We start from the raw sequence: 12,993 nt of genomic DNA, 5'->3' as shown, positions 1-12,993 counted from the left end.
TCTGTCCTTTTATCTCTTATAACGTCAATGTCCATGTGTCGTGGTCAGTGCGCCGCCCACTGGACGGATTTCAGATCGATGCCTTCTTTTGCCATTTCGTACAGGGGAGACATCTCGCGCAATTTCGTGACCGTCTCGATCATCCGTTTGGCGGTGTAGTCGATCTCCTCCTCCGTGTTGAAGCGGCCGATGCCGAACCGAATCGACGAGTGGGCCAATTCCGCTCCCACTCCAAGCGCCTTGAGCACGTAGGAAGGCTCCAAGGTGGCCGAGGTACAGGCCGACCCCGACGACAGCGCGATCTCCTTCATCCCCATCAACAGCGACTCGCCCTCGACGTAGGCAAAGGACAGATTCAAATTGTGAGGCAGCCGCTGGGTCGGATGGCCGTTGAGGTAGACCTCCTCCAATGCCGTCGTAATGGTTGTCTGAAGCCGGTCCCGCAGCGCGGCCAGACGAACCGATTCCACCGGCATCTCCTGCCGGCAGAGGGTCACGGCGGTTCCAAATCCGACGATCAATGGCACCGCCAGGGTCCCAGACCGCATGCCGCGCTCGTGTCCGCCTCCGTCGATGATCGGGGCCAAGCGCACCCGCGGGCCTTTCTTCCGGACGTACAGGGCGCCGATGCCCTTGGGGCCGTAGATCTTATGCGCGGTGCAGGACAGGAGATCGATGCCCATCGCCTGCACGTCCACCGGGATCTTCCCAACGCCCTGCGTGGCATCGCAGTGAAAGAGGATGCCCTTCTCCTTGGCCACCTTGCCAATGTCCGCCACCGGGTTGATCGTGCCGATTTCGTTGTTGGCCAGCATGACGGAAATGAGCACCGTCTTGTCCGTAATGGCGGCCCGCACATCATCCGGGCTTACCATGCCGTATTTATCCACCGGCAAGTAGGTCACCTTCACGCCCCGTTTGGTTTCCAACGTCTTGGCGGTGTCCAACACCGAGCGATGCTCCGTCGAGCTGATGATAATGTGATCGCCCTTTTCCCGGTACATCTCGACGACGCCCTTAAGAGCGAGGTTGTTCGATTCCGTGGCCCCGCTGGTGAACACGATCTCCTTGGCGTCCGCATTGAGCGCTTCCGCGATCTGTTGGCGCGCCTGTTCGACGCCCTCTTCGGCCACCCATCCGAAGGCATGGTTGCGGCTGGCCGCATTCCCGTATTTCTCCGTAAAATACGGCAACATGGTCTCCACGACGCGTGGATCGACCTTGGTGGTCGCGTGGTTATCGAGGTAAATCGGCAATTTCATCTTGTCACTCCTTGGCCGGTCGTAAGGGATTGCACGGTGATAAGCGGGGTGCCCCCCATCATGTCCTGGAGGGTCATATTGTTCAGAAGTTGATAAATACTGTCCTGGAGCTTGAGCAACGGCGTCCGGATGGTGCAATGCTCCTGCTGCAAGCAGAGCGTCCCGTCATGATTATCGTGCGAACAATCGGTGATACCCAACGGTCCCTCGATCGCTTCCAAGACCCGTGCGATCGTGATGGTCTTTGCCTGGTGCGCCAGCAAATATCCGCCCTTCGGTCCATTGTGGCTTTCGATCACGCCGCTCTTTGCCAGGGCTTGGAGAACCTTGGCGAGCAACTCGGACGGGATGTTGTATTCTTCAGCAATTTCTTTGGTGTTGACGATACGGGGTGCGGCCAGGTCACCGTATTGGCTTTGGCGGGAAGCCATGTACTGGAGGGCCATCAGTCCATAGTCGGCCTTTTTGGAGAACTTCAGCATAAGCGCATATCCGATTTATTTAATCGGAGATCATATTGATCTCCGACTAGAAAAGTCGTATATAAAGTATCATCATGATTTTTCGAATGTCAACCGTGGTCAGGGAGATCGGTGCACGATTTCAAGCTTGAGGAGGTCGGCGGTAAGCCTGACGGCATGTAGGCATGTAACATAAGCCTCTGATACTGAAAGGATATTAACAAATGGGCGGGACAAACCCCTACATCGAAAAGGCCGAATACCAGTTACCGACCAAGACCTATACGGTCACATTCGTCAAGCAGGCCACGAATGAAACCGTCGTGGTCAACGTGGACCCAGACAAGCTCCCCTATGGGGAGACGGGACTTCCCGGCAGCATCCTCGATATTGCGCTGGCCAACGGGATTGACTTGGAGCATGCCTGCGGGGGGGTCTGTGCCTGCTCGACCTGTCATGTCTACGTGAAACAGGGACTGGAGACCTGCAACGAAGGAACGGACGACGAGTTCGATCAATTGGACGAGGCTCCTGCGATCACCTTGCATTCCCGGCTCGGTTGTCAATGTGTTCCCAACGGCACCAAGGATGTGCTCGTCGAGATCCCTGCCGTCAACAAGAACCTTGTGAAAGAAGGTCATTGACCCCCGGCCACCGCGTCGGTCCTTGTGTCGGCGTGGCGTTAACCGTCGTGCGGCCAGTCCTTGTGTTCCGAATCGGCCTCGATCCGTTACCTTTACAACCTCTCCTCTGCGTGTTAATGAGGTGCGCAGCGCCGAGGAGCCATCCATCGCAAGATCGCCGTGCCGTTCGGAGATCATTGAAGGCATGACGAAGCTGAAGAGGACTGCCTGATGAGCCAGGTCCGTGTCCGGTTTGCACCCAGTCCAACGGGCTATTTACACATCGGAGGGGTCCGAACCGCCCTCTTCAATTGGCTGTATGCGCGGCGCCATCACGGCACCTTTATTCTGCGGATCGAGGATACCGACCAGAGCCGATCGACGGAAGAAGCGATCACGGCCATTCTCGAAGGAATGCGCTGGGTAGGGTTGGATTGGGATGAAGGACCCTATCGCCAGACCGAGCGCATGGAACTGTACCGCGACCATGCCATGCGCCTGTTCGCAAACGGGCAGGCTTACTGGTGTGTCTGCACCGCCGAGGAATTGGAGGAAAGGAGAAAGGAGGCCCTGGCCAAGGGGTTGCAGCCGAGATACGACGGGCGGTGCCGGGAGCGGGGAATCGTGAATCCGACGGGAGAGGCCGCCTTGCGGTTCCGCGCTCCGCAAGAAGGGCAGACCGTCATCGAGGATCTCGTCAAGGGCCGCGTGGTATTCGATAACGCGGTGCTGGACGACCTGATCATCTTGCGTTCCAACGGCTACCCGACCTACAACTTTTCCGTCGTGGTGGATGATGCCCTGATGGGGATCACGCATGTCGTGCGCGGAGATGACCATCTGACCAACACGCCGCGGCAGGTCCCGATCTTCCAGGCGCTGGGATTTCACGTGCCCCAATTCGGCCATCTGTCCATAATTCTGGGTTCCGACAAGGCCAGGTTGTCGAAACGGCATGGCGCCACCTCGGTCTTGGCGTATCGCGACATGGGGTATCTGCCCGAAGCCATGCTGAATTATCTCGTGCGGCTGGGCTGGTCGTTCGGGGATCAGGAAGTCTTCTCGCTTCAAGAAATGATCGAAAAATTTTCATTCGACAATGTCCAGAAATCGTCAGCCGTATTCAATCCTGAAAAACTGCTCTGGCTCAATGCACAGTACATCAAGCAGAGCGAACCCAAACGGGTGGCGGAGCAGTTGCAGCCCTTCCTGGAACGGGCCGGGGTTGGAGCCGAAGCCGCGGGCAAGTCCGGCGAGTGGATGGAGCGGCTGGTCCTGGCGTTTCGTGAGCGGTCCCAGACGCTAGAAGAGATGGCCAAGGCCGCGATCCCCTATCTTCAGGCCGACATCCAGATGGACGAAGCGGCGGCCAAGAAATTTCTCACGCCCGCCATCGCCCCGCTGCTGGAGCGGTTGGCGGATCGCTTTGCCGCGGTTCCTGATTTCGACAAGGAAGGCCTGGAGGCGGTGTTCAAGAACGTGATCGCCGAAGCCGGCATCAAAATGGGCGAATTGGCGCAACCGGTGCGAGTGGCGCTGACAGGACGGACGGCCAGCCCTGGACTCTTCGAGGTGATCGATCTGCTCGGGCGGGACCGGACGCTTGAACGGTTGCGTCATGCGGTCTCCCGCGCCCAGCGCGCTTGACTGGCGGGCAGTGATATATTAGTCTCGCACGTTGGTTGGGGGATCGTCTAGCGGTAGGACGTCAGACTCTGGATCTGACTACCTAGGTTCGATTCCTAGTCCCCCAGCCACTTTGTCCGTCTTCGTTTCACCGGCCAATTCTGCGTCGTGTGGTGCCGCTCGGTGGGGCAGGATGCGCTCCGGACGCGCATCGAAGTCGAGGTTCGCGCTGGGGGATCGTCTAGCGGTAGGACGTCAGACTTTGGATCTGACTACCCAGGTTCGATTCCTGGTCCCCCAGCCATTTCGTTGAACCGGGTATCGGGGAGAAGGAGCCGGCCACACCAGCCGGCTCTTTGTGTTTTCAGGGATGAACCGTTCACAAACGCGTGGTCGTTAGCATGATGAACGAACCGACCGGTTCCGCCGCCTCGAATTTCATCAAGGAGATCGTGGCTCAGGACCGAGCCGCCGGCAAGCACGGCGGCCGTGTGGCCACCCGTTTTCCTCCCGAGCCGAACGGCTATCTCCATATCGGCCATGCCAAATCGATTTGTCTCAATTTCGGGCTGGCGCTGGAGCACGGCGGGACCTGCAATCTGCGGTTCGACGACACCAATCCCACCACGGAGAGCATGGAGTATGTCGAATCGATCAAGGACGATGTGCGGTGGCTCGGGTTCGCGTGGGACAAGGAACTCTATGCGTCCGACTATTTTGAGCAACTCTATCAGTTTGCGGTTCATCTGATCCGGGCGGGCCGCGCCTATGTGGACAGTTTGAACGCCGATCAGATCCGGGAATATCGGGGCACGCTGACGGAGCCGGGCAAGGACAGTCCCTATCGTTCCCGAACGGTGGACGAGAACCTCGACCTGTTCCGGCGCATGCGGGAAGGAGAGTTCGCCGAGGGCAGCCATGTCTTGCGGGCGAAGATCGACATGGCCTCGCCCAACATCAATCTGCGCGATCCGATCCTCTACCGGATTCGGCGCGTCCCGCATTATCGGGCTGGGGACGCCTGGCTGATTTACCCCACCTATGACTATGCCCATCCCCTGTCGGACGCGATCGAAGGGATTACGCATTCCATCTGCACGCTGGAGTTCGAAGACCACCGCCCCTTGTACGACTGGGTGGTGAGGGAATCCCGCGCGCCTTCGACGCCGCAACAGATCGAGTTCGCCCGGCTCAACCTGACCCACACGGTGATGAGCAAGCGAAAGTTGCTTCGGCTGGTGGAAGAAGGGCATGTCACCGGATGGGACGATCCGCGGCTGCCGACGATCAAAGGACTCCGCCGCCGCGGCTACACCCCTGAGGCCATTCGGGCGTTTTGCGAGCATATCGGCGTGTCCAAGCGGGACTCGGTGGTCGAGATGGCGCTGCTCGAACATTTTATCCGCGAAGACTTGAACAAGCGCGCGGCCAGAGTGATGGGCGTCCTGCGTCCGCTGAAACTGGTGATCGAGAATTATCCGGAGGGGAAGATCGAAGAGCTGGAAGCGATCAACAACCCCGAGGATTCGGCTGCGGGCTCGCGCCTCGTGCCATTCTCGCGAGAACTCTACATCGAGCAGGACGACTTCCGGGAAGATCCGCCCAAGCAGTTTTTCCGCCTGGCCCCCGGACGCGAGGTGCGCCTGCGCTATGCGTACATCGTCAAGTGCGTCGGCATCATCAAGGACGAACGGACCGGCGAGGTCATGGAAGTCCGGTGCACCTACGATCCGGAGACACGCAGCGGCGGATCAGGCGCCGGGCGCAAGGTCAAGAGCACGATCCATTGGGTGTCGGCCGCGCGGGCCGTTCCCGCCGAGGCGCGGCTGTACGAGCAGCTTCTGAATGAGGCCAGCCCCGGCGACGAGCAGGACTTCGTCTCCTGTCTCAATCCTGACTCGGTGCAGATCCTTCGAGGCTGTCTGGTTGAACCGGGCTTGGCCGAGGCGAAGCCGGGACTGCGCGTGCAGTTCGAGCGGCTCGGCTATTTTTGCGTCGATCCGGATTCGACGGCGCAACGTCTGGTCTTCAACCGGACGGTCGCGCTGCGCGACACGTGGGCCAAAATCGAAAAGGCCCAGGGGCGTGGATGAAGCCCTAAATTTCATCTTGACCGGACCGGCCGGATCTGTTAGAAGCCCAAATATCTCCCCATACAACCTTCGCTCGTTCTCTTTATCACGCATCATCATGGATGAGCTGTTGCGAACAGATTGTTCGAGGCGGTCCTTTTTGCGGACGTCATTTGCGGCCGCGATGGTCTGTTGCGCGCGCGCGCTGTGGCCAACGGACGTCTTTGCCGGTCGCCTGCCGGAAGGACGGCTGGTGCTGTGCCACGCGCATACCAACGAGCGGCTGGAGGTGACCTACCGCAACGATCTCGGGCGGTACGATGCGTCGGCGCTCGAAGACCTCAACAATTTCATGCGGTGCAACTATACGAACCGGACCGCCAGCATGGACCTCCGGGTGATCGAATTCCTGAACACCCTCCATAAGCAGGTCGGGGGCGACAAGGACATCGTCGTGCATTCGGCCTACCGTTCTCCGGAATACCAAACCGTGCTGATCAAACAGCGGGGCCGGCGGGTGGCCAGGCAAAGTTTCCACGTCACGGCCCAGGCTGTGGATTTTCACATTCCCGGCGTGCCGTTGCGCCAGATCCGCCAAGCGGCGCTGCGGTTGGGACAAGGCGGGGTCGGGTATTATCCGCGTCGCGGGTTCGTGCATGTCGATTGCGGTCCGGTCCGCTGGTGGTGAGGCAATCGTTTTTGTTCTGTCAGGTTCGTTTCCTCCAATTCCCACCTCAATAATCACCGCGCAATCGTCCGAATCCGAGCCAGACAGCAGATCTCATCGGTCGAGCGCGAGGCCGGAACAACGGTTGAGCGTGAGCCCACCGATTGAATAGGTGCTCCCCTCCAAATTCCTGACGGTCGCGTCGCAGGTCCCTACCGAAGCGGAATGGGCGGTGCGAGAGGTCTCCCTGATGATGACTCCATTCATCATCACTGAGGGTCAGACGCGTGACACTGCCTGTGCGCCGCAACAATCGGCCTGTCCTAGGCCATCCAACACACACGCCCCAGACGCAGCGAGCGATTCGGACCTTGGTCGCCACATGGACATGGGGTCTACCGGCGCTCTTGTGCTTGTTAAGCGCCTGCATTCCCGGTGGGGGTGGCGGCGGAGCCGCCAGCAACCCGGCCAACCTGCAGAATCTCGAGATCCTATCCGCTCCGCAAGCTTCGAAAACCTTCGCGCCGACGCCCGTATTCAACGCGGAGGTGTCCGACTATACCGTCACGGTGGGAAGCGATGTTGCCTCGGTCCTCATCGTCCCGACCGTGGCCGACAGCCGGGCGACGGTGAAGGTCAACAACCAGCCGGCGCAGTCAGGCCAGCCGTTCGGTCCAATCAATCTGGCGCTTGGCAGCAACCCGTCGATTGTAATCTTGGTCGACGCGCCGGGGGCTTCGAAGACCTACACCCTCACCATCACGCGCGCAGCCAATACCAGTCTCTGGGATCTGCGGGTATCCGCGGGGGCGCTCCAGCCGGCATTTGACCCGAACCAGTTCGAATATGCGGTGCAGGCGCCGTTCACCACAATGTCGACCACCGTGACGCCGACCACCGCCGATAGCAACGCCAGCGTGACGGTCAATGGCCAGCCGGTCAACTCGGGAGAGGATTCGCAGTCGATTCCCTTGTCCATTGGCCAAACTACGATCACGATCGTCGTCAGCGCGCCGTCGGTGCCTTCCACGACCTACAGGGTGACCGTGACCAGGGTTCAAGGGTCCACGAATGCCAACCTCTCGGGACTAACCGTCTCACCCGGAACTCTACAACCGGCGTTCAGTGCTTCCACGCTCAGCTACTCGATCAGCGTGAACAATCCGACATCCAGCGTGGTTGTGACGGCGACCGTGCAGGACCCGACTTCGACACTCCAAGTCAACGGCCAGCCGGCGACATCCGGCCAACCGTTCACGGTGAACAACATCCCAGTGGGATCGAGCACGATCACGATCCTGGTCTTTCCCCAGACCGGCACGGCTCAAGCCTACGCCATCGCCGTTAACCGCGCCTTGCCGGGCAATGCCAATCTGTCGAATTTGACTGCCAACACAGGGACCCTCTCGCCGGCCTTCAGTCCGTCCACGCTCACCTATACTCTCAACATTTCGAACCCGGTCACGAGCGTGTCGCTGACAGCCACCGTCCAGGATTTGACCTCCACGATGACCATCAACGGGCAATCCGTTGCATCAGGTGCGCCATTCACGCTCAACAATCTCAGCATCGGCAATACGACCGCGACGATTGTCGTGACAGCCAATCCGGCGGGCAACAGCCAAACCTACACGGTCACGATCGTGCGTCCGGCGCCGGGGAATGCCAACCTCTCCGGCCTGACGGTGACTCCGGGTTCCTTGACGCCGGCCTTCAATGCCGGCACCTTGGCCTATAGCGCCAACGTGCTGAATCCGGTGACGAGCGTGACCGTCACCGCCACCGTGCAGGCGGCCGGCTCCACCATGACGATCAACGGGCAAGCGGTGGCATCCGGCACGCCGTTCGCGATCAATGGCCTGGCCGTGGGAGCGAATCCGGTCACCATTCGTGTGACCGCCCAGCAGGGGAATTTCCTGGACTATGTGCTCACGGTCAACCGCTCGCCGGCCGGCAATGCGAACCTTTCCGGCCTGACAGTGAGCGCGGGGACTCTATCGCCGGCCTTTGCTCCATCCACGCTGCTCTATTCAGTCACTGTCCTCAACAACGTGACGAGCATCACCGTGACGGCGAGCATGCAGGCCGGCAGCTCCACGATGACGATCAACGGGCAGGCGGTGGCCAACAGTACGCCGTTCACCGTCAACGGATTGGTCGTCGGAGCGAATCAGATCACGATTCGCGTCACCGCGCTGGAAGGCAACGTCCAGGAGTATGTCGTGACGGTCAACCGAGCGGCGCCGGGCATCGCCAATCTGGCATCGCTGACCATCGCGCCGGGAACCATGACCCCCGCCTTCCTTCCTGCCACCCTCAGTTACACCGTGACAGTGGCCAACACGGATGCCAATGTGACAGTCACGGCAACGTTGGAAGCCCCCAGCACTTCCTCCATGACGATCAATAGCCAAGCGGTCGCCTCAGGGACGCCATTCCTTGTGAATCTCGGCGCGCCCGGGAGCGCCACTCCCATTGCCATTGTGGTCACAGCCCAGGCCGGCAACAGCCAAACCTATACGGTGACCGTTAATCGGCCGCTGTAATCCGCCAATCCGCACCGTCAAGCGATCTTTCCACATCATCCGGTTCTGGAGGGAGAGGCGACGCGCAGCCGCTTGCCGGAACGACTTGGCCCCGCCGGCATCGGCGGGGCCAAGAGCAAGAGATTGACAAGCAGAGGAGAGGGGCGAAGAGCAAAGTCGGGGAGAGGACGCCGGCGCGGGCTAGGCCGCCTTCTTGACGCGCTTGCCCGATTCGGCCTGCACGGACGGGACGAGCGGAGCGGCTTTCAGAAACCAGGCCGCCGTCAACCAGATCGCCACGCCGGTGATCCCGAGCACAAAAATCCAATTGTAGAGTGACTTGGCCGTCGAGTTGAAGAAGGGTTTCAGCACCAACAGCGCGACGGGGTAGGCGCCGGCGCTCACAATCAGCGCCGTCACCGGCAGCACTAATTCGCGAAGACAGGGCATCCAGGCCCCGGCAAACGGCGGATCGGCCGCGATGCGCCGCCCCAACAGCCAGCAGAGGAGCAGCGCGCCTCCATACCCGATAAACTGGACCAGGTGCGCGGCCTTCAAGCCCGTGCCGGCGAGCGAAGTCTGCTTGAACAGAGCAATGTTGCCGAGCAAGGTGGCCAGCAGCAAGGCCAGCAACATCCCGACTCCATACTGGACCATCCAACCCCAGGGTTTCATTCCGGGGACCTCATCATGATGTGACGTGCTCATGGGTGCTCCTCTGTGGCGGCGCCGGTTGCGGCTGGTTCAACCCTTCTTCCTCTGATCCGGATCAATGATCCGTACCAAGGAAAAGATAGCACCAACAGTCGAGTCTAGCCGAGATATGCAATGGTTCCAACGACTTATGACGAATATCCAGGCACGCTTTGCCGCAAGGGAGCCATCGAGAAAGCCGGAGATCTCCGGTGAACCAGGGCCGAATCGGCACAGCCTGATTCCGGATAACCGGCCCTGGGAGCCGGCTCGCAGGCCTCTGTAAAACGTCCAATTTCTTAGGGAAGCCCTACCAAAGTGGGATGGGATTCAGGTCTACCCGTCCGCCATGATACAGCCTCCCTGCGGCGTAGAAACGAAGGCAAAAGAATACAGCGTCTACCCCATTTCCTACCCACAAGCGTGTCGTGAGGCCGAGAGGAGACCCTCAGTGCTCAAGGTGTTTGTTGATGCAGCGGCAGGATGGAATCGTCAGGTGAAACCCAGACAAGGGGGCCGGTCGGCCTGGTGGCGAGGGGGGGCCGCTTTCATTTTGCTTGTGACAGCCCTCACGGGCTGTATCCCCAGTTCCGACGCGCCGCCGGGGCCGAATCGCGCGGCGGATCTGGCCAATCTGGAACTGTCCGAGGGGGCGCTCTCTCCTGCTTTCGGTCCCGATGAACTGAACTACACCGTCTCGGTCGGCAGCAATACCGCCTCGATCACCATCACCCCGACCCTGGCCGATGCCCGCGCCACGGTGAAAATCAACAACCAGTCAGCCACCTCCGGTCAGCCGTTCGGGCCGATCAATCTGGAATTGGGGACCAACCCGCCGATCACCATCCTGGTCGACGGTCCGGGGATTTCCAAGACCTATACCATCGTCGTCACCCGCGCGCCCAATGCCGATCTGGAAAAGTTGGAATTATCCGCCGGAGTTTTGGAACCGGCGTTTGATCCGAACAAGACTACCTACGAAGTTAAGACGGGCTTCACCACACCGGACACAATGGTTACGGCTGCAGTTGCGGACGACACTTCATCACTGACGATCAACGGGACAGCGGTCAATTCGGGGCAGCCCTTCGGTCCTATTACTCTCAGTGTCGGTTCTAGTAATCTCATTCTCATTCGCGTGACGGCCGCCAATGGGGTGACCAAGGACTATCAGGTTACCGTACTGAGAACCGGTACGACCAACCTGGCGACATTGAGTGCTTCGGCCACCGCGATTGCATTCAATGCCAATACCTTCACCTACAACGTTTCGACAGGATTCACAACGGATCAAACGACGATTACGGCCACCCCTGTTGATGACACTGCGTCGGTAACCGTCAACCTGCAAGGGCCAGTCTTGGGTGGGGGAACTTATGGGCCGTTCCCGTTAGCGCTCGGGCCGAATACCTTCACGATTGTTGTAACGTCACCAACGGTGGCCTCGAAGACCTATACGGTCACGATTACGCGGCAGCCGCCCTCGACAAATGCCAATTTGTCGAATCTGACGGTCAATCCGCCTGGCGGAACCGTCACAGGATTCAATCCAGGAAACCTGGGGCCCTACACGGTGACAGTTGCGAGCGACCAGACGAGCGTCACGGTCGCGGGATTCTTAGAGGATCAGAAAGCACGCCTCACCATCAACAACGTTCCGGCCAATTCTGGTCAGGGCATATCTGTGACGCTTGCGTCTCCGGCGCCCAGTTCCACACCGGTCAATGTGACGGTGGTGTCCGAAAGCGGGAACGTCCAGACCTACGGGCTCATCATCAATCGGGCTGCCCCGGCGTCGAGTAACGCCAATCTTCTGAGCCTGGCGGTTTCGCCTGGTCAACTCCAACCGGACTTCTCGCCCGGAACCACGAACTACAACGCGTCGGTGGCAAGCGATGTGATAGGGATTATCTTCACGGCAGCCCCGCAAGATGGCGGCGCCACGATGACGATCTCGCTTAATAATGGATCGCCGTCGCAGTTGGCGGCTGGCCAGAACTTCATCGTTCAGCCGCTTCAGGTCGGAAACAATAGCGTTCGAATTCGCGTCACCGCGCCGGCAGGGAACACGAAGGACTACATCACGACCGTGAACAGGGCAACGCCACCATCTACAAACGCCTTGCTACAAACACTGACTGTTAATCCCCCAAGCAGCTCTAATCTCATTGCCGCAGGAGTGTTTACGTATAACGTGACTGTGCCTTTCTCGGTGACCAGTACCACCATCACCGCAGTCCCACAGGTAAACCCAGGCGCCACAGTGACATTCATTTATCAATCGAGCACCCAAACCGGGTCGCCGTTCCAGGTCACTGGTTTGGTCGAGGGACTGAACACTGTGACGGTTAGGGTCACGGCTCCCGCTGGGAATACCCAGGACTACACGGTTAGGATTACTCGTGAGACAGCCTCTGGAAATAACAATCTGTCAAATCTTGTCGTTTCTGCCGGCACGTTAAATCCCAACAATGTTCCCTTCAATCCTTCAATCACAAGCTACACGGTTTCTGTACCAAACACGACGGCTTCGACGACGGTTACGGCGAGTCTCCAAGAGCCAACTACTGCAACGATGACTCTCTCTGTTAACAATGGAACACCCTCTAACCTACAACATAACGTACCATCGAGTTCGATCGCGCTTGCAGTTGGAGATACTAAGCTCGACATAGTTGTGAGGGCCCAAAATGGCACCCTCAAGACCTACACGGTGACGGTCACCAGAGCCGCTGCCCTTTCCAGCAATAATAACCTCTCCGCACTGTCGGTTTCTGCCGGCACGTTAAATCCCAACAATGTTCCCTTCAATCCTTCAATCACAAGCTACACGGTTTCTGTACCAAACACGACGGCTTCGACGACGGTTACGGCGAGTCTCCAAGAGCCAACTACTGCAACGATGACTCTCTCTGTTAACAATGGAACACCCTCTAACCTACAACATAACGTACCATCGAGTTCGATCGCGCTTGCAGTTGGAGATACTAAGCTCGACATAGTTGTGAGGGCCCAAAATGGCACCCTCAAGACCTACACTGTGACCGTCACGCGGAACCCATAA

The 12,993-nt window shown here is 59.2% G+C and carries 9 protein-coding genes and 2 tRNA genes; 8 read left to right on the top strand and 3 right to left on the bottom strand.

Annotated elements, in window-relative coordinates; genetic code table 11:
* Positions 1-44: 44 nt before the first annotated feature.
* The gene (locus QWI75_RS19095) at positions 45-1,262 is read right to left on the bottom strand and encodes an IscS subfamily cysteine desulfurase (RefSeq protein WP_289270787.1); all 1,218 of its coding nucleotides are present in this window, start codon (positions 1,260-1,262) and stop codon (positions 45-47) included.
* A complete protein-coding gene (locus tag QWI75_RS19090; protein WP_289270785.1) occupies positions 1,259-1,744 on the bottom strand; it encodes an RrF2 family transcriptional regulator in 486 nt (161 codons plus the stop codon). Before QWI75_RS19090 ends, QWI75_RS19095 begins: the two co-directional genes overlap by 4 nt.
* Before the next feature lie 203 nt (positions 1,745-1,947).
* Here QWI75_RS19090 and QWI75_RS19085 point away from each other — a divergent pair, with 203 nt between their 5' ends.
* From QWI75_RS19085 to QWI75_RS19055, 7 genes are all read left to right on the top strand, one after another.
* Positions 1,948-2,367 (top strand): 2Fe-2S iron-sulfur cluster-binding protein, encoded by a 420-nt coding sequence (locus tag QWI75_RS19085; RefSeq protein WP_289270783.1) that lies wholly within the window; start codon positions 1,948-1,950, stop codon positions 2,365-2,367.
* Between the two features lie 210 nt (positions 2,368-2,577).
* Positions 2,578-3,993 carry a glutamate--tRNA ligase gene (gene gltX / locus QWI75_RS19080; protein ID WP_289270781.1) on the top strand — a complete coding sequence of 472 codons (1,416 nt, stop codon included), beginning with the start codon at positions 2,578-2,580 and terminating at the stop codon, positions 3,991-3,993.
* A gap of 36 nt (positions 3,994-4,029) precedes the next feature.
* Positions 4,030-4,103 (top strand) — tRNA-Gln (locus QWI75_RS19075).
* Between the two features lie 99 nt (positions 4,104-4,202).
* Positions 4,203-4,276: transfer RNA gene (locus tag QWI75_RS19070), tRNA-Gln, on the top strand.
* A gap of 97 nt (positions 4,277-4,373) precedes the next feature.
* A complete protein-coding gene (locus tag QWI75_RS19065; RefSeq protein ID WP_289270779.1) occupies positions 4,374-6,065 on the top strand; it encodes a glutamine--tRNA ligase/YqeY domain fusion protein in 1,692 nt (563 codons plus the stop codon).
* Between the two features lie 139 nt (positions 6,066-6,204).
* Positions 6,205-6,732 carry a YcbK family protein gene (locus QWI75_RS19060; RefSeq protein WP_289270778.1) on the top strand — a complete coding sequence of 176 codons (528 nt, stop codon included), beginning with the start codon at positions 6,205-6,207 and terminating at the stop codon, positions 6,730-6,732.
* Between the two features lie 392 nt (positions 6,733-7,124).
* Complete coding sequence (locus QWI75_RS19055) at positions 7,125-9,257, top strand: cadherin-like beta sandwich domain-containing protein (RefSeq protein ID WP_289270776.1); 2,133 nt, start codon at positions 7,125-7,127, stop codon at positions 9,255-9,257.
* Positions 9,258-9,437: 180 nt separating this feature from the next.
* Here QWI75_RS19055 and QWI75_RS19050 read toward each other — a convergent pair whose 3' ends face one another.
* Entirely contained in the window at positions 9,438-9,944 is a 507-nt protein-coding gene (locus tag QWI75_RS19050; protein WP_289270774.1) for a hypothetical protein, read from the bottom strand.
* Positions 9,945-10,380: 436 nt separating this feature from the next.
* On the opposite strand from QWI75_RS19050, the gene QWI75_RS19045 reads away from it, so the two are divergent.
* Positions 10,381-12,993, top strand: coding sequence for a cadherin-like beta sandwich domain-containing protein (locus tag QWI75_RS19045; RefSeq protein WP_289270772.1), 2,613 nt, complete (start codon positions 10,381-10,383; stop codon positions 12,991-12,993).

It is taken from the genome of Nitrospira tepida, assembly GCF_947241125.1.
Classification (GTDB): Bacteria; Nitrospirota; Nitrospiria; order Nitrospirales; family Nitrospiraceae; genus Nitrospira_G; species Nitrospira_G tepida.
This window is presented reverse-complemented; position numbering and strand designations above follow the sequence as displayed.